Genomic DNA, 17,945 nt, shown 5'->3' on the forward strand with positions numbered 1-17,945 from the left:
CGCGGATATATTGAATTTATCGCGGATATAACTCTAATTACCGCGGATATATCTAAGATGATCGCAGATATATAGTGAAACATCGAAGATATAATTTTCTTAGAGTCTAATTGGTGAACAGAATACCGAAAATTCACCCTCCGACTACGCCAATAGATCTTATAGGAGAAGTAAACCCCGAATATTCACCTTCCGACTACGCCAATAGACCCTATAGGAGCAGTAAATCTCGAATTTCCGTCCTCCGACTACTCTTATAGACATTATCGGACCGTTGACCCTGAGTTTTCGCCATTTCCCTACGCCAACCCACTCCAAAGGAGCAGCAGCGCCCGTTTTTTCCCCTCCAACCGCCTCAATCCACCCCCAAACAAGCCCAATCCCCCCGAAATAGTAGTTTTTTCCCACCGTCCTCACGTTTCGCAACCGCGAGATTTGGAGAAAATCATAAAGTAGCGAATCGTTGCATCTCACCATAAATTTGAGTATAATGAATGTCAAATATAGTCAAAGTCAGATGATGACAGGGGGTGGGTAGATGAGTAACATCTCCGATATTATCGAGAAATACTTGAAACAGGTTTTGGAAATGAGTGAACAGGATATAGTTGAAATTAAACGCAGCGAAGTTGCCGATAAATTTCAATGTGTTCCTTCACAGATCAATTATGTAATCAACACCCGCTTTACAATCGAACGAGGATATCTCGTTGAAAGCAAACGAGGCGGAGGCGGCTATATCCGGATCATGAAGGTGGAATCGCATGATTCTGCCGATTTAATTGACCATTTGTTATCGCTTATTCAAGGCAGGGTTGCCCAGGCAAGTGCCGAGGATGTTATCACCCGTCTTGTCCAGGAAGAGATTATTACAAAGCGGGAAGCCAAAATTATGCTATCAGTCATTGATCGTTCCGTGCTCTATATTGACCTTCCATACCGGGACGAATTGCGGGCAAGAATGCTAAGAGCCATGTTAACAACTTTGAAATATAAATGAGAACTCGTCGATTGGCGAGTCCGTTAGGACGAAGACAGAGGCGTAGTTGAATTTATGCGTTAGGGAATTATAATATTTGGAAAATTTTATAATTCCATATTAGCTAAATAAGTACCTGGGTTCTATGAAAAACCAAAAAAATCTAGGACACTTATTTAATCACATGCCTATAGAGGTGAGAAGTATGATTTGCCAGGAATGCAATCAAAGGCCAGCGGCACTTCATTTTACAAAAATAGTAAATGGCGAAAAAACGGAAGTGCACCTGTGTGAAAAATGTGCACAGGAAAAAGGCGAAATGTTTATGTTTAATGGGGAATCGGGCTTATCCTTTAATAATCTATTAGCCGGCTTATTAAATATTGACCCCTCGTTTAAACAGCCGAGTCAAAGCCCGTTTCACCAGGAAGAAATCCTGCAGTGTCAGCACTGTTCGATGACCTTTCCGCAATTTTTAAAAGTGGGACGGTTTGGCTGTGCTCATTGCTATGAAACCTTTCAGGACCAGCTAAAGCCGGTACTAAGGCGACTGCATGGCGGCAACTGGACACATAATGGAAAAATACCAAAACGGATTGGCGGCAGTATCCATCTGCGCAAGCAGATTGAAGAACTGAAAACTAACCTGAGAGAATCAATCAACCGTGAAGAGTTTGAACAGGCGGCAAGCATCCGTGATGAAATCCGCCAGCTGGAAAAAAGGTTATCCGCAAGCCACGAGGGAGGGGAGTAATATGTCGCTCGAACGTTTCTTAAATCAGGCGGTCAGCTCCTGGATGAGTAAGGATGGACCAGATTCCGACATTGTCCTAAGCTCGCGGATCCGCTTGGCACGTAACCTGGAAGCTTATAAATTCCCGACAGTTTTTTCCCATGAGGAAGCAAAACGGATCATCTCAGATATGGAAAATCTGCTGAGACAAGTAACAATGCCGAAATTCGGCTCAATGGAATTATTGAAAATCGATGAAATGCAGCCGTTGCAAAAACGGGTTTTAGTGGAGAAGCATCTGATTAGCCCAAATCTTGCAGAGGAGTCGCCACATGGGGCGGTTTTATTATCGGAAAATGAAGAAGTTAGTATAATGGTTAATGAAGAAGACCATATTCGCATCCAATGCCTATTCCCGGGCTTGCAATTGGCTGAAGCGTTGGAAGCTGCCAATGAAATGGATGATTGGCTTGAACAGCATCTTCAATATGCCTTTGATGAAAGCCTGGGTTATCTGACAAGTTGTCCCACTAATGTTGGAACCGGTCTTCGTGCGTCGGTGATGATGCATTTGCCGGGGTTAATACTAACGCAGCAAATGGGCCGGATTATTCCTGCGATCAATCAATTGGGGTTTGTCGTCAGGGGAATTTATGGCGAAGGAAGTGAAGCACTGGGGAATATTTTTCAAATATCGAACCAGATCACTCTTGGAAAAGCGGAAGAGGATATTTGCCGTGATTTGATGGGGGTTGTCAGCCAGATCATTTCTCAAGAAAGGTCGGCGCGTGAAGCATTACGGAAAACTTCCAACATACAATTAGAAGATAGAGTGTTCCGGTCCTTGGGGGTATTGACCAACAGCCGGATTATTGAATCGAAGGAAGCAGCCAGATGCTTATCAGACGTTCGTCTTGGAATTGATATGGGCTACATCGAAAATATATCTAGAACGATTTTGAATGAATTAATGATTTTAACCCAGCCGGGTTTTCTCCAACAGTATGCTGGCGGTCCGTTAAGACCTCATGAGAGAGATATAAGAAGAGCCGCATTAATTCGAGAACGATTCCAAATGGAATTTAAAAAATTTGGTGAGGAGTGATAGTATGATGTTCGGCCGTTTTACAGAAAGAGCACAAAAGGTACTGGCTTTGGCACAGGAAGAGGCGATTCGCCTTGGGCATAACAATATTGGAACGGAGCATATTTTGCTCGGATTGGTTCGCGAAGGCGAAGGAATTGCCGCAAAGGCTCTTTATGGTCTTGGGCTTGGATCTGAAAAAATTCAAAAGGAAGTAGAAAATTTAATTGGCAAAGGGCAAGAGGCCTCACAAATCATTCACTACACTCCACGAGCTAAAAAGGTCATTGAGCTTTCCATGGATGAAGCACGCAAACTCGGTCATTCCTATGTGGGAACTGAGCACATCCTTCTTGGGTTGATTCGTGAAGGCGAAGGTGTCGCAGCCCGCGTTCTGAATAATCTCGGGGTAAGCTTGAATAAAGCGCGGCAGCAGGTGCTACAATTACTGGGCTCAAACGAATCCGGCGGACATCAGGGCGGAGGGGCCGTTAGTGCCAATACGCCGACGCTTGATAGCCTGGCCCGCGATTTGACAGCGATTGCCCGCGAAGGCAGCCTTGATCCGGTGATTGGCCGCGGCAAGGAAATTCAGCGGGTTATTGAGGTGCTTAGCCGCCGTACTAAAAACAATCCGGTACTAATCGGTGAGCCTGGGGTAGGGAAAACAGCGATTGCCGAAGGATTGGCCCAGCAAATTGTCAATAACGAAGTGCCGGAAATCCTCCGTGACAAGCGCGTAATGACACTTGATATGGGCACTGTTGTCGCCGGAACCAAATATCGCGGGGAATTTGAAGACCGCTTGAAAAAGGTCATGGATGAAATTCGCCAGGCTGGAAATATTATTCTGTTCATTGATGAGTTGCACACGTTAATCGGTGCTGGCGGAGCGGAAGGAGCAATTGACGCATCCAATATCCTGAAACCGTCGCTTGCCCGCGGCGAACTGCAATGTATTGGGGCAACAACACTCGATGAATACCGTAAATATATTGAAAAAGATGCAGCGCTCGAGCGCCGCTTCCAGCCGATCCGTGTTGACGAACCGACGGCAGAAGAATCGATTCAAATTTTGGAAGGATTACGTGACCGCTATGAAGCGCACCATCGTGTATCAATTACCGATGAAGCGATTGAGGCGGCTGTCAAGCTATCAGACCGTTATATATCGGACCGCTTCCTGCCGGATAAAGCAATTGACTTAATTGATGAAGCCGGGTCAAAGGTAAGGCTGCGCTCTTATACAACTCCACCAAATTTAAAGGAGCTTGAAGTGAAGCTTGAGGAGGTCCGAAAAGAAAAGGATGCCGCTGTCCAGAGCCAGGAATTTGAAAAGGCGGCATCGCTAAGGGATTCCGAGCAGCGCCTGCGCGAACAGCTTGAGGAAACGAAGAAGAGCTGGAAGGAAAAGCAGGGCAAAGAAAATAATGAAGTCACCGTGGAAGACATCGCCAGCGTTGTTTCAAGCTGGACGGGAATCCCGGTCTCCAAGCTTGCGGAAACCGAAACGGCAAAACTGCTTAACCTTGAGGAAATTTTACATTCACGGGTAATCGGCCAGGAAGAAGCGGTCAAGGCCGTGGCCAAAGCGGTGCGACGGGCAAGAGCCGGCCTGAAGGATCCAAAACGTCCGATTGGTTCATTTGTGTTCCTTGGCCCTACAGGTGTCGGAAAAACCGAACTTGCCCGTGCTTTAGCTGAAGCGATGTTTGGCGATGAGGATGCAATGATTCGCATCGACATGTCTGAATATATGGAGAAGCATTCGACTTCACGTCTTGTCGGATCGCCTCCGGGCTACGTCGGCTATGAGGAAGGCGGACAATTAACTGAGAAGGTGCGCAGAAAGCCATATTCCGTCATCTTGCTGGATGAAATCGAAAAAGCGCATCCGGATGTGTTCAATATTTTACTACAGGTGCTTGAGGATGGACGTTTGACTGATTCCAAGGGCAGAACCGTTGATTTTCGCAATACCGTTCTGATTATGACATCCAACGTTGGTGCCGAAGCGTTACGACGCAATAAATATGTCGGCTTTAATATTCAGGATTCAACCCAGGATTATAAAGACATGAAGGGCAAGGTAATGGAAGAACTGAAACGGGCTTTCCGTCCAGAATTCCTAAACCGGATTGATGAAATCATTGTCTTCCACGCCCTAGAGAAAAAGCATCTTGATGAAATTGTTACGTTATTGTCCGACCAGCTTATCAAGCGGTTGAGGGAGCTAAATATCGATGTAGAGCTTACGCCGGCCGCTAAAGCAAAGATTTCCGAGGAAGGCTATGACCCTGAATACGGGGCAAGACCGCTCCGCCGTGCGATCCAAAAGCATATTGAGGACCGGTTATCTGAAGAATTGCTTAAAGGAACATTGCTGACAGGACAGAAGGCGACCATCGATGTTGATAATGGGGAGTTTGTCGTCAGAACAGCCGAGAAGACGAGCTTGACCAAATAGAGATTTTTTTGGAAAAACTTTGAAACAATTGCAGGAGGTACACGTAAATATTGATATATCGTGTACCTCTTTTTAGCTAATAGGAAAGTGTAAAATTTTTACCAAATTTTTCTTTTCAGCTTCGCACGCATAAATTCAACTACGCCTCTGTCTTCGTCCTAACGGACTCGCCAATCGGCGAGTTTTCATTTATATTGCTATCACCCGAGAGAGGAAGAACTGCCATGGTTAAACGGAAAACAAAATTCATGTGCCAGGAATGCGGCTATGAATCCCCTAAATGGATGGGGAAATGTCCAGGCTGCGGCCAGTGGAACAAGATGGTGGAAGAGGTAGAGGTAACCGGCGGCAATCGGCGCGGGGCCTTCGCCCATTCGCAGGGAGGTTCGACGATTTTGTCCAAGCCGACGCCCATCACTTCGATTGAAATGGTAACCGAACCGAGAATTCATACCGATTTAAATGAATTGAACCGGGTCTTGGGCGGTGGGGTCGTAAAGGGCTCATTGGTGCTAATTGGGGGTGACCCGGGGATTGGAAAATCCACGCTGCTGCTGCAGGTGTCATCGCAGCTGGCCGTAAAAGGCCATCAGGTTTTATACATATCCGGTGAAGAGTCGCTTCGACAGACAAAGCTCCGGGCAGAACGGCTAAACATCACCTCTGAAAATCTGTTCGTCTATGCAGAAACCAACCTCGAAGAAATCAATCGAACGATTGAAAGCACCAATCCGAGCTTTGTCATTATTGACTCCATCCAAACCGTTTATCATCCTGAGGTTACATCCGCACCGGGAAGTGTATCCCAAGTCCGCGAATGTACGTCTGAATTAATGAGAATCGGAAAAACAAAGGGCATCGCCATTTTTATTGTCGGGCACGTCACAAAAGAAGGATCGATTGCCGGCCCGAGACTGCTTGAGCATATGGTCGACACGGTTCTTTATTTTGAGGGGGAGCGGCACCACACCTACCGAATTTTGCGCGCCGTGAAAAATCGATTCGGTTCGACCAATGAAATGGGCATTTTTGAAATGAAGGAATTTGGACTGGAAGAAGTCGAAAACCCTTCTGAGATTTTTCTAGAAGAACGGTCACGCGGTGCTGCAGGCTCTACGGTTGTTGCTTCAATGGAAGGCACCCGTCCAGTATTAGTCGAAATCCAGGCGCTGATCTCCCCGACCAGCTTTGGGAACCCTAGAAGAATGGCCACTGGGATTGACCACAACCGCGTGCCGTTGTTAATGGCCGTTTTGGAAAAACGGGTCGGGATGCTCCTTGCCAATCAGGATGCTTACTTAAAAGTGGCCGGCGGGGTGAAATTGGATGAACCGGCGATAGACTTGGCGGTTGCGGTCAGCATTGCGTCGAGCTTCCGCGACAAACCGACGAGGCCCACGGACTGCATAATTGGCGAAGTTGGACTGACAGGCGAGGTACGAAGGGTTTCAAGAATTGAGCAGCGTGTTCAGGAAGCTGCCAAGCTAGGATTTGAGCGGGTGATTCTGCCAGCCAATAATTTGGGAGGCTGGAGCGCGCCAACTGGAGTTCAGTTAATTGGTGTTTCCTCCGTCAGCGAGGCATTACAGGCAGCATTGGAGTGATAGCAAATGGATCATAAAAGGGTAGAGGGGCAATCCGTCAGCGACGTTTTGCAGCTTGTCGCGCCAGGGACACCTCTACGTGAGGGTTTGGATAATGTTCTAAGGGCCAATACTGGTGGTTTGATTGTTATTGGCTATAACGATAGGATGAAAAGTATTGTCGACGGCGGCTTTGAGATTAATTGCCCGTTTTCGCCGAGTTTTTTATATGAACTGGCGAAAATGGACGGTGCGATTATCTTGAACGAGACTGCCAATAAAATTTTGATTGCCAATGCGACGCTTGCCCCAGACTCGGAAATCCCATCCTCGGAAACTGGCATGCGTCACCGCACGGCTGAGCGGGTGGCCAAGCAGACAAAGATGCTTGTCATTGCCATCTCTCAGCGGAGGAATGTCATCACCTTGTACCAAGGCAATTTTCGCTACGCCCTGAAGGATATCGCGATGATTTTGACGAAAGCGAACCAGGCAATTCAAACTCTGGAAAAATACAAGGTGGTTCTCGAACAAAGCATTACCAATTTAAGCATTCTAGAGTTTGAAGAGTCGGTGACGTATAATGATTTCCTCCTTGTGCTGCATCGGTTTGAAATGGTATTGAAAATCAAAAATGAACTTCTGGGGTTCCTCTACGAACTAGGGACAGAAGGCCGGCTGATCCGCCTGCAAATGAATGAAATTTTGACCGAGCTTGAGGAAGAAATCATGCTGATTATTAAGGACTATGCCTTCAACCGCGAAATAAAACCAGCAGAGGTATTGAGGCGGATGCAGGCATTAACCCAAAATGGCAGCTTTGATGACGCGGGTCTTTTGAAATTAATGGGCTATCTCGGCTATGTTCATCTTGAAGAAAATAAACACCCACGCGGCTACCGAATCTTGAATAAAATCCCGCGGCTTCCTGGTGTTATAATCGAAAACTTAATAAATGCCTTTGCCAATCTGCCTCCCATTATCGCGGCAACAGTGGAAGAACTGGACGAGGTCGAGGGGATCGGTGAGGTCCGGGCGAAGAAAATAAAAGAGGGCTTTAAACTGATAAAAGAGCGTCTGTACACGGATCGTCATTTATAAAAAGGATTGAAAGAATTCAAATGCTATGTTAAAATTAACAATTTCAATAAATTGACACCGATATTTTTCAATGCTACCCTATGGAAGTAACATCACAACCATGTTTCAAGATGGTTACATTTTGGAAAAATAATCAGAAAATCAACGTTTGTATTTTACGAATATGTTTATAATTAATAGAGGAGGTGAAGTAATGTTAAAACGAATTGTGCAGGCATGCTTCCTCATTTTGGGTGGTTCGCTTGGGATTTGGTTATTGCCGGAGCTATTCACCATCCTTCATGTGGATGATATACAAGCGGTCAATAATTCTTATGTTGCTGCTATTTTAGGGGCTATTATTTTTTATCTTATTACCTTTTGGGCAGTAGATTATGTGTTTAATTTTATTAAGTGGCTCGAGGATTCTCTTGTGAAAATTCCTGTAACTGATGTACTGTTTGGCAGTTTAGGACTTATCTTTGGATTATTGGTCGCTTTTCTAATCGGATTTGCGTTAAACGCGGTTCAAGTGCCGATTGTAAATGAGGTGGCACCGATTCTATTAACCCTATTATTTGGTTATCTTGGCTACCAGGTTGGCTTCAAAAAGCGCGATGAACTAATTGGCCTGTTCGGAAAAGGCAACAAGAAAAAGTCCGCTGAGGAGGAAGCAGAGAAGCCGGAAAATAAAAGCATGAAAATATTGGATACCAGTGTCATTATTGATGGACGGGTTGCCGATATATGCCAAACTGGATTTTTGGAAGGAACGATTGTAATTCCACAGTTTGTCCTTGAGGAACTGCAGCATATCGCCGATTCTTCCGATGTGCTAAAGCGGAATCGCGGCCGCAGGGGCTTGGATATCCTAAACCGAATTCAAAAGGAGCTGGCTATTAAGGTGGAAATTTACGAGGGCGATTTTGAAGAAATTGCCGAAGTTGATTCCAAGCTTGTCAAGCTGGCGAAACTGACGAACGGTGTTCTCGTTACGAATGATTTTAACTTAAATAAGGTTTGTGAATTGCAGAATGTATCTGTTCTAAATATCAATGATTTGGCCAATGCGGTGAAGCCTGTTGTCCTGCCTGGCGAGGAATTGACAGTGCAGGTCATCAAGGATGGAAAAGAGTATCACCAGGGCGTTGCCTATTTGGATGACGGTACGATGATTGTCGTCGAAGAAGGCCGGGAGTATATCGGAAAACGCATTGAAGTGCTCGTAACCAGCGTTCTTCAGACCTCTGCAGGCAGAATGATATTTGCCAAGCCTAAATTATTAGAAAAAGCACTATAGATAAAGAGATATAGATAGAGTGGGGTTTTACTATGACTTACCAGGTCATTCTCCCGGCCGCTGGGCAGGGAAAACGAATGGGAGCAGGGAGAAATAAGCTTTTTCTTGAACTTAATGGAGTGCCAGTGCTGATCCATACCTTAAAGGTTTTTGAAGATGACGAGGCGTGCCAGGGGATGATTCTAGCGGTACATCCCCAGGATGAGTCCGAATTTAAAGCCTTGCTAAAGGAATATAAAATCAATAAAGTCATTGGTTTTGCAGCAGGCGGCAAAGAACGGCAGCACAGCATTTTTAATGCGTTAAAAACAGTCGGGTCTGACGGGATTATTCTTGTTCACGATGCGGCAAGGCCGTTTATCAAAAAAGCACAGATTCACAGCCTTTTTGAAACAGCGATGAAAACCGGGGCGGCGATTGTCGGGGTGCCGGCAAAGGATACGATGAAAAAGGTTGATGCTGGTACAGTAGTGGAAACTGTCGAACGTTCAAGCTTGTGGGCGGTACAAACCCCGCAAGCTTTTCGTGTTTCCCTGTTGCGTAACGCTTATGAACAGGCGGAAAGGGATCATTATCTCGGGACGGATGATGCCAGTCTAGTCGAAAGGCTCGGCCATCCCGTGGCTATTGTCGAAGGCGACTATGATAATATCAAACTGACCACCCCAGAAGATTTATTTTTCGCAGAAGCGATTTTAAAAAAGAGAAATAGAGACAAAAAGGAGTTTTCGTGATGTTTCGTATTGGACAGGGCTTTGATGTCCATCAATTGACGGAAGGGCGTCCGCTGATCATTGGCGGGATTACGATTCCCTATGAAAAGGGCTTGCTTGGCCATTCCGATGCAGATGTATTATTACATACAATTTCCGATGCCTGCCTTGGGGCAATCGGTGAAGGGGATATCGGCAAACATTTCCCCGATACTGACCCGAATTTTAAGGATGCCGATTCCGCCAAGCTGATGGAGCAGGTCTGGCAGTTGGTAAAAACAAAAGGCTACGAGCTGGTTAATGCCGATTGCACTATAATTGCACAAAAGCCAAAAATGGCGCCGTATATTGAGCAAATGCGGGCCCGAATTGCCGAATTGCTCGAAGCGGATGTGGAACAAATCAATGTCAAAGCGACAACCACTGAAAAACTGGGCTTTACCGGCCGCGGGGAAGGCATTGCTTCCCAAGTGGTAGTATTGCTAAAAAAACTTTAACGCTGAAAATCAGCATGGTAAAATAATTCAGTATGAGAAAATGAATTGAAAGTGGTGACATTATCGTCATGTCAAACGAAGTACGTGTAAGGTATGCTCCAAGTCCGACTGGGCATTTACATATTGGAAACGCCAGAACTGCGCTGTTCAATTACCTGTTTGCGCGCAACCAAGGCGGTAAATTTATTATCCGCATTGAAGATACCGACAAAAAGCGGAATATTGAGGGCGGCGAACAAAGCCAATTAAAATATTTGAAATGGCTCGGCATCGACTGGGATGAAAGTGTCGATGTCGGCGGCCCATACGGCCCATACCGCCAATCCGAACGAAATGAAATCTATGAGGGCTATTACAAGCAATTGCTGGAGTCCGGGCATGTTTACAAGTGCTATTGTACCGAGGAAGAACTTGAGGCAGAGAGAGACGCGCAAACCGAAAGAGGCGAAACTCCGCATTATTCCGGGAGATGCCGCCATCTGACTGCGGAAGAGCGTGCCCGCCTTGAAGCAGAAGGCCGCCAGCCAAGTTTGCGCATCGCTGTCCCGGAAGGGAAAACGTATACGTTTGATGATATGGTAAAGGGCGATGTTTCCTTTGAGTCCGAGGGAATGGGCGATTGGGTCATTGCAAAAAAAGACGGTACTCCGACCTATAACTTTGCTGTGGCCGTTGACGATCATCTAATGGAAATCTCCCATGTCCTTCGCGGTGATGACCATATATCCAATACACCGAAGCAGCTAATGGTTTATGAAGCACTAGGCTGGGAGCCGCCGATTTTTGGCCATATGACCTTGATTGTGAATGAAAGCCGGAAAAAATTGAGTAAGCGGGATGAATCGATTATCCAGTTTATCGAGCAATACGAAGAATTGGGATACCTGCCTGAAGCTTTATTTAACTTTATTACCTTGCTTGGCTGGTCACCTGCAGGGGAAGAAGAGCTTTACAGCAAGGAAGAATTTATCGAGATTTTTGATGCTAGCCGCTTGTCCAAGTCACCGGCCTTATTTGATAAGCAAAAGCTTACTTGGATGAACAACCAATACATGAAAAAGATAGAGGTTGATAGGGTTGTCGAGCTTGCAATGCCGCATTTAGTCAAGGCAGGCCGCCTAAACGAAAATCCGTCTGAAGCAGAACGCCAATGGGTTCATAGCCTGGTCGCGTTGCTTCAGGAAAAAATGAGCTTTGGTGCCGAGATTGTTGAGCTTTCGGATATGTTCTTTAAAGAAGATGCAGACTATGAAGCGGATGCCAAGGAAGTGCTTGCGGGTGAAACCGTTCCACAGGTGCTAAAAGCATTTTCCGAGGAACTAGACAAACTGGAGGCCTTTGAAGCAGACGGAATCAAAGCAGCGATGAAGGCAGTGCAAAAATCTACCGGGCAAAAGGGCAAAAATTTATTTATGCCGATTCGTGCTGCGGTAACAGGCCAAACCCACGGCCCTGACCTGCCGCAAGCAATTGAACTGCTTGGCCGAGAGAAAGTTCAAAAAAGAATTAGCAAATTATTAGTTAACAACTAAGGGAAAATGGTATATATTAAGTATAACTATTTATAAGGCTAAAGTGTCGATGAGGAAAAGTAGAAAAATGATGCTTAAAAGAGAGAACCATCACCGGCTGAAAGTGGTTCAGGCCGCTCATTTTTTGAAGTGCCCCTCTGAGTCCCATTTCGAAAGATTTCAGTAGATTTGGGCGGAACCATCCGTTAACAGGGAAGAGTGAGGCTATTAAAGTCCTTTGCATTTTTGTTTTGCAAGCAGCTTTGGCCTAATCAGAGTGGAACCACGCATTTAAGCGTCTCTGTCGATCCGACAGGGGCGTTTTTTATTTGGGGGAAATTAGAAATAATAAAGGGGGATTGGAGATGTTCAAACGGTTAAAGGAAGACGTGGAAGTGGTATTTGAGCAGGACCCGGCGGCCAGGACATATCTGGAGGTCATTTTGACCTATTCCGGTTTGCATGCCATCTGGGCGCACCGACTGGCACATGCGCTATATAAACGTAAGTTTTTCTTCCTGGCAAGGGTGATTTCACAGGCGAGCCGCTTTTTCACCGGAATTGAAATTCACCCGGGGGCAAAAATAGGCAGGAGATTTTTTATCGACCACGGGATGGGCGTTGTCATCGGAGAAACGTGCGAAATTGGCGATAATGTTACCGTGTTCCAAGGAGTGACCTTGGGTGGAACCGGAAAGGAGAAAGGCAAGCGGCACCCGACAATCAAGGACAATGTCCTGATTTCCACAGGTGCCAAGGTGCTAGGGTCGATTACCATTGGCGAGAATTCGAAAATCGGTGGCGGTTCGGTCGTCCTTAAGGAAGTGCCGCCAAACTCCACAGTGGTAGGAATTCCGGGAAGGGTCGTCATTCAGGACGGCAAACGAATCACTCGTGATCTAAATCATGGCGATATGCCGGACCCGGTAGCAGACCGTATTAAAGAAATACAAACAGAGCTCGACCAGCTGCGAGCAGAACTGGCAAACTTAAAAGAGGAAAGGGTATGAGTCAATGGCCATTCAACTTTATAATACTTTAACCCGCAAAAAGGAAACTTTTGTACCGCTCGAAGAAGGAAAAGTAAAAATGTATGTTTGCGGTCCGACTGTCTATAATTATATTCATATCGGAAATGCCAGGCCGGCAATTGTGTTTGACACCGTTCGCCGCTACCTCGAATATCGCGGTTATGACGTAAACTACGTATCTAACTTTACTGATGTGGATGATAAATTGATCCGGGCTGCCAATGAGCTGCATTCGGATGTGCCGACAATTGCCAACCGATTTATCGAGGCATATTTTGAAGATGTTTCGGCGCTTGGCTGCAAAAAGGCGGATGTTCACCCGCGCGTTATGGAAAATATGGACATTATTATCGATTTTATCAGCCAACTGGTTGAAAAGGGCTATGCCTATGAATCGGAAGGGGATGTCTATTTCCGAACCCGCAGTTTTGAAGAGTACGGCAAGCTTTCCCACCAATCGATTGATGATTTGCAAGTTGGCGCCAGAATCGAAGTCGGTGAGAAAAAACAAGATGACCTTGATTTTGCCCTATGGAAAGCGGCAAAGGAAGGGGAAATATTCTGGGATAGCCCATGGGGTCCGGGACGTCCGGGCTGGCACATCGAATGCTCGGCAATGGCGAAAAAATATCTTGGGGAAACCATTGATATTCATGCCGGCGGCCAGGACCTGACCTTCCCGCACCATGAAAATGAAATTGCCCAATCCGAGGCTTTAAGTGGAAAAACATTTGCTCGCTATTGGATGCATAATGGCTATATTAATATTGATAACGAAAAAATGTCGAAGTCGCTCGGCAACTTTGTGTTGGTTCATGACATTATTAAGCAGATCAATCCACAGGTATTACGGTTCTTTATGCTGTCGGTGCATTACCGCAACCCGATCAACTACAGCCAGGAGCTATTGGAAAGCACAACAGCGGCACTGGAGCGTCTAAAGACCTCTTATCAGAATTTAAAGCACCGCCGAGAAGCGAGTGCGAACCTGACGCAAAATAATCAGGAATGGCTTGAAAAAATCAAGGCTCACCGCGATGAGTTCATCGACGCAATGGACGATGATTTTAACACAGCAAAGGCAATTTCCGTGCTGTTTGAATTATCGAAGCTGGCCAACTATTACCTGATCGAAAAAAATACGGCAATCGAAGTCATCGATGCCTTCACAGCGCAATTTGAGGAATTATTCGCGGTGCTCGGCCTGACCCTCGAACAGCAGGAAGAACTGCTCGATGAAGAAATTGATGCCTTGATTGAACAGCGGATTCAGGCGCGCAAGAATCGCAACTTCCAATTGGCCGATCAAATCCGTGACCAATTAAAGGATATGAATATTATTTTGGAGGATACTCCACAGGGTACAAGGTGGAAAAGAGGCTAATACCATGCTAGATTATGAAAACACAGTTGATGCTCAACAATTAAACAGCCTGGCGCTTGCCTACATGGGTGATGCCGTATTTGAAACGTATGTCCGGCGTCACCTGCTTTACAGCGGGCAAGTCCGGCCACACCAGCTGCACCGGGAAGGAACCAAATATGTCTCGGCAAAAGCCCAGTGCCAAATCCTGTTTTGGATGATGGATAACGGGCTGTTAACGGAAACGGAAACGAATGTGGTCATGCGCGGCCGCAATGCCAAATCCGGGACCGTCCCGAAAAACACCGATGTGCAAACATACCGGTACAGTACGGCGTTTGAGGCATTAATGGGATATTTATTTTTAACGGGAGAGAATGAGCGCCTCGAAGAGCTCATTTCACAGGCGTTAAACTATGTAGATGAACAGAAAGGTGGCCGTTAGAATGAACCAGGAATACATTGTGGGCAAAAATCCGGTCATTGAGGCTTTAAAATCGGGGCGGGACATCAATAAAATCCTGATTGCCGAAGGGTCGCAGCACGGGCAGATGCAGCAAATTACCCGGCTGGCAAAAGAAACGAATGTGCTGGTCCAGTTTGTCCCGAAGAAAAAAATCGACCAAATCACCGAGGAAAATCACCAGGGCGTTCTGGCCTATGTCGCCGCTTATCAGTACGCGGAACTGGATGATCTCTTTGCAGCCGCCGAAAGGAAAAACGAACCTCCTTTCTTTTTATTATTGGATGAAATTGAAGATCCGCATAATCTTGGCTCCATCATGAGGACGGCGGATGCGGTTGGGGCGCACGGCATCATCATTCCGAAACGCCGGGCCGTAGGTTTGACGGCGACCGTTGCGAAAGCTTCTACTGGGGCGATAGAATATATCCCGGTTGTCCGGGTTACCAACATGGCAAGGACAATCGATGAATTGAAGGAGCGCGGTGTCTGGATTGCCGGTACTGATGCTAAAGGCAAGGATGATTACCGCCGGCTAGATGGAACTTTGCCGCTAGGGCTTGTCATTGGCAGTGAAGGAAAAGGGATGGGACGGCTGATTCGTGATAAATGCGACTTTTTGATCCATTTGCCGATGGCTGGCAAAGTAACGTCATTAAACGCTTCTGTGGCAGCTGCGCTATTAATGTATGAGGTATACCGGAAACGGCATAGTTTAGAGGGATAGTGTATGGATATCCTGCTTGTGGACGGATATAACATTATAGGGGCATGGCCGGAGCTTAAAGCATTAAAAGACCGGGACCTGCCGGCAGCGCGTGACCGTTTGGTTGAAAAAATGGCTGAGTACCAAGCCATTTCCGGCTTCCGTGTGATCGTGGTGTTCGATGCCCACTATGTAAAAGGGACAGAAAAAAAGTATAAAAATCATCAGGTAGAGGTTATTTTTACAAAGGAAAATGAATCAGCCGACGAACGGATTGAAAAAATGGCTATCAGCCTTAGCAACCGGAAAACGCAAATCCATGTGGCCACCTCCGACTTTACCGAACAATGGCAGATTTTTGGACAAGGCGCCCTCCGGAAATCCGCACGCGAACTGGAAATTGAAATGTCTTCTATTGAAAAGAACATCGAGAAGAAAGTAAAAAAAATCCAAGATAAAAAGCCCGTTTCCAAAATACCGATTAGCGATGAAATGGCAGAAATTTTTGAAAAGTGGCGCAGAGGGCAGAAGTAAGCCTGTACTTCAAAAATTTTCTAATGTATAATAGTGGTATCTATGCTTGTTCGGTGGAGGGGATCTAATTTGAGTACGGACTTCAGGACAAAAATGCATGAACAATTCTCCGCCATGGAGGATGAAGAAATTGTTGATTTGGTTCATCAGGGTGATGGTGAAGCATTGGATTTTTTAATTCATAAGTATCGAAATTTTGTGCGTGCAAAGGCTAGATCCTATTTTCTGATTGGAGCGGATAAAGAAGATATTGTTCAAGAGGGAATGATTGGCTTATATAAGGCGATCCGCGACTTTCGCGAGGACAAGCTCACCTCCTTTAAAGCATTTGCCGAACTGTGCATAACCCGCCAAATTATTACAGCGATAAAGACGGCGACACGGCAGAAGCATATACCGCTAAATTCCTACGTATCATTAGACAAGCCAATTTTTGATGAGGAGTCAGACCGGACGCTAATGGATGTTTTGTCCGGAGCAAAGGTGCTTGACCCGGAGGAATTGATCATTAATCAGGAAGAATTTGACCATATCGAGGTTAAAATGACTGAACTGTTAAGTGATTTGGAGCGGAAGGTATTGGCGCTTTATTTGGATGGCCAGTCGTACCAGGAGATTTCTGAGGAACTCAACCGCCACGTTAAATCGATTGATAATGCCCTCCAGCGCGTAAAGCGAAAATTGGAACGGTACTTGGAAATTCGGGAATTTTCGTTGTAAAATGTATCCGCTTTATAAACTATGGCGGTTATATCAGTGATTCAGAATATTATTGACATTAATTAGGCATCATGTTACATTTTTAAGGATATATTAGGTGAAGAATATGGGTAAAAAAGTTGTACTTGCCTGTGAAACCTGCGGCTCAAGGAATTATTCAACAGCCAGCAGCGACACGAAACAGGAAAGACTGGAAATAAAAAAATACTGCAAAACTTGCGGGTCTCATACCATTCATAAAGAGACAAAATGATAAAAGACCGCGCAATCATTGGGGGTTACTTAAATGTCTCGCATAAAGAATTTCTTTAGTGATATAGCTCGTGAAATGAGAAAGGTAAGCTGGCCAAAGCGCAGCGAACTGACTCGCTCGACTATTACGGTTGTCAGCACTGTTGCCTTCTTTGCGATTTTCTTCGCGGTCCTGGATTTGGGTATTTCAGAATTGATTCGTTTAATTCTTGAATAATAGCCAATGGTTCATGGTATAATGGAAATTAACAAAGGAAATTTCAGTTAAAAACCCGTCAGTTGCGGGTTTTTTAATTTGCCAAAAAATGCATTTAATTTTAGGGAGGGACGGACGAAAGTCCTCGAAAATGGAAAAGAATTGGTATGTTGTTCATACTTACTCCGGCTACGAAAATAAAGTAAAAACCAACCTTGAAAAACGGGTTGAATCGATGGGCATGCAAGATAAGATCTTCCGTGTGGTAGTTCCAGAGGAAGAAGAAACCGAATTGAAAAACGGCAAGAAAAAAGTGGTAAAACGCAAGGTGTTTCCTGGCTATGTATTAGTGGAGCTAATCATGACAGATGATTCATGGTATGTTGTACGGAATACCCCTGGTGTAACCGGTTTTGTTGGTTCTGCCGGATCAGGCTCCAAACCAACACCGCTGCTTCCGGATGAGGTAGCGTTTATTCTCAAACGCATGGGCGTCGAAGAGAAGCGTGTCGATGTCAATTATGAAATTGGCGAAACGGTCCGCGTAAAGGAAGGTCCATTTGCTAACTTCACCGGCAATGTTGAAGAAATGGACAGGGATAAACAAAAACTTAAAGTTCTCGTTAATATGTTCGGTCGCGATACCCCGGTTGAGCTTGAATTTTCGCAGATTGAGAAAATCTAAATCAATTATTGTAAAAAAACTTGAAATCAGTTTTAAAAAATGTTACTA

The 17,945-nt window shown here is 45.5% G+C and carries 19 protein-coding genes and 1 other annotated feature; all 19 genes read left to right on the forward strand.

Annotated features, from left to right (window positions below; genetic code table 11):
• The first annotated feature begins 538 nt into the window (after positions 1-538).
• The 19 genes from AR334_RS26435 to nusG all read left to right on the forward strand — a co-directional run bounded on the left by AR334_RS26435 (position 539) and on the right by nusG (position 17,897).
• The gene (locus tag AR334_RS26435) at positions 539-1,000 is read left to right on the forward strand and encodes a CtsR family transcriptional regulator (RefSeq protein WP_066321204.1); all 462 of its coding nucleotides are present in this window, start codon (positions 539-541) and stop codon (positions 998-1,000) included.
• A 184-nt stretch (positions 1,001-1,184) separates the two neighbouring features.
• Complete coding sequence (locus tag AR334_RS26440) at positions 1,185-1,733, forward strand: UvrB/UvrC motif-containing protein (protein WP_066321209.1); 549 nt, start codon at positions 1,185-1,187, stop codon at positions 1,731-1,733.
• 1 nt (position 1,734) lies between these two features.
• Positions 1,735-2,817 (forward strand): protein arginine kinase, encoded by a 1,083-nt coding sequence (locus AR334_RS26445; protein ID WP_066321211.1) that lies wholly within the window; start codon positions 1,735-1,737, stop codon positions 2,815-2,817.
• A gap of 4 nt (positions 2,818-2,821) precedes the next feature.
• Entirely contained in the window at positions 2,822-5,263 is a 2,442-nt protein-coding gene (clpC, locus tag AR334_RS26450) for an ATP-dependent protease ATP-binding subunit ClpC (protein WP_066321214.1), read from the forward strand.
• A gap of 224 nt (positions 5,264-5,487) precedes the next feature.
• The gene (gene radA, locus AR334_RS26455; RefSeq protein WP_066321216.1) at positions 5,488-6,867 is read left to right on the forward strand and encodes a DNA repair protein RadA; all 1,380 of its coding nucleotides are present in this window, start codon (positions 5,488-5,490) and stop codon (positions 6,865-6,867) included.
• Between the two features lie 6 nt (positions 6,868-6,873).
• The gene (disA, locus tag AR334_RS26460) at positions 6,874-7,947 is read left to right on the forward strand and encodes a DNA integrity scanning diadenylate cyclase DisA (RefSeq protein ID WP_066321218.1); all 1,074 of its coding nucleotides are present in this window, start codon (positions 6,874-6,876) and stop codon (positions 7,945-7,947) included.
• Positions 7,948-8,140: 193 nt separating this feature from the next.
• Positions 8,141-9,226 (forward strand): PIN/TRAM domain-containing protein, encoded by a 1,086-nt coding sequence (locus AR334_RS26465; RefSeq protein WP_066321220.1) that lies wholly within the window; start codon positions 8,141-8,143, stop codon positions 9,224-9,226.
• Between the two features lie 32 nt (positions 9,227-9,258).
• Positions 9,259-9,960 (forward strand): 2-C-methyl-D-erythritol 4-phosphate cytidylyltransferase, encoded by a 702-nt coding sequence (ispD, locus tag AR334_RS26470; protein WP_066321222.1) that lies wholly within the window; start codon positions 9,259-9,261, stop codon positions 9,958-9,960.
• On the forward strand, positions 9,960-10,436 hold the full coding sequence (gene ispF / locus AR334_RS26475; RefSeq protein ID WP_066321223.1) for a 2-C-methyl-D-erythritol 2,4-cyclodiphosphate synthase: 477 nt from the start codon (positions 9,960-9,962) through the stop codon (positions 10,434-10,436). Before ispD ends, ispF begins: the two co-directional genes overlap by 1 nt.
• A 68-nt stretch (positions 10,437-10,504) precedes the next feature.
• Positions 10,505-11,968: a glutamate--tRNA ligase gene (gene gltX / locus AR334_RS26480; protein WP_066321224.1), complete on the forward strand. Its 1,464-nt coding sequence runs from the start codon at positions 10,505-10,507 to the stop codon at positions 11,966-11,968.
• Between the two features lie 37 nt (positions 11,969-12,005).
• Positions 12,006-12,253: a binding site (T-box leader), on the forward strand.
• A 59-nt stretch (positions 12,254-12,312) separates the two neighbouring features.
• Positions 12,313-12,957: a serine O-acetyltransferase gene (gene cysE, locus AR334_RS26485; protein ID WP_066321225.1), complete on the forward strand. Its 645-nt coding sequence runs from the start codon at positions 12,313-12,315 to the stop codon at positions 12,955-12,957.
• A gap of 4 nt (positions 12,958-12,961) precedes the next feature.
• Complete coding sequence (gene cysS, locus AR334_RS26490; protein ID WP_066321226.1) at positions 12,962-14,362, forward strand: cysteine--tRNA ligase; 1,401 nt, start codon at positions 12,962-12,964, stop codon at positions 14,360-14,362.
• A gap of 4 nt (positions 14,363-14,366) precedes the next feature.
• On the forward strand, positions 14,367-14,786 hold the full coding sequence (locus tag AR334_RS26495) for a Mini-ribonuclease 3 (RefSeq protein WP_066321227.1): 420 nt from the start codon (positions 14,367-14,369) through the stop codon (positions 14,784-14,786).
• A gap of 1 nt (position 14,787) precedes the next feature.
• Positions 14,788-15,531: a 23S rRNA (guanosine(2251)-2'-O)-methyltransferase RlmB gene (gene rlmB / locus AR334_RS26500; RefSeq protein ID WP_066321232.1), complete on the forward strand. Its 744-nt coding sequence runs from the start codon at positions 14,788-14,790 to the stop codon at positions 15,529-15,531.
• A gap of 3 nt (positions 15,532-15,534) precedes the next feature.
• Positions 15,535-16,044 (forward strand): NYN domain-containing protein, encoded by a 510-nt coding sequence (locus AR334_RS26505; RefSeq protein WP_066321234.1) that lies wholly within the window; start codon positions 15,535-15,537, stop codon positions 16,042-16,044.
• Positions 16,045-16,137: 93 nt separating this feature from the next.
• A complete protein-coding gene (gene sigH / locus AR334_RS26510) occupies positions 16,138-16,764 on the forward strand; it encodes an RNA polymerase sporulation sigma factor SigH (protein WP_172799310.1) in 627 nt (208 codons plus the stop codon).
• A 106-nt stretch (positions 16,765-16,870) separates the two neighbouring features.
• Positions 16,871-17,017, forward strand: coding sequence for a 50S ribosomal protein L33 (gene rpmG / locus AR334_RS26515; RefSeq protein WP_066321238.1), 147 nt, complete (start codon positions 16,871-16,873; stop codon positions 17,015-17,017).
• 33 nt (positions 17,018-17,050) lie between these two features.
• Positions 17,051-17,233, forward strand: a complete 183-nt coding sequence (secE, locus tag AR334_RS26520; protein ID WP_066321239.1) for a preprotein translocase subunit SecE — start codon at positions 17,051-17,053, stop codon at positions 17,231-17,233.
• Positions 17,234-17,363: 130 nt separating this feature from the next.
• A complete protein-coding gene (gene nusG, locus AR334_RS26525) occupies positions 17,364-17,897 on the forward strand; it encodes a transcription termination/antitermination protein NusG (RefSeq protein WP_066321241.1) in 534 nt (177 codons plus the stop codon).
• Positions 17,898-17,945: the final 48 nt, after the last annotated feature.

Source organism: Bacillus sp. FJAT-29814 (genome assembly GCF_001510715.1).
Taxonomy (GTDB): Bacteria; Bacillota; Bacilli; order Bacillales; family Cytobacillaceae; genus Neobacillus.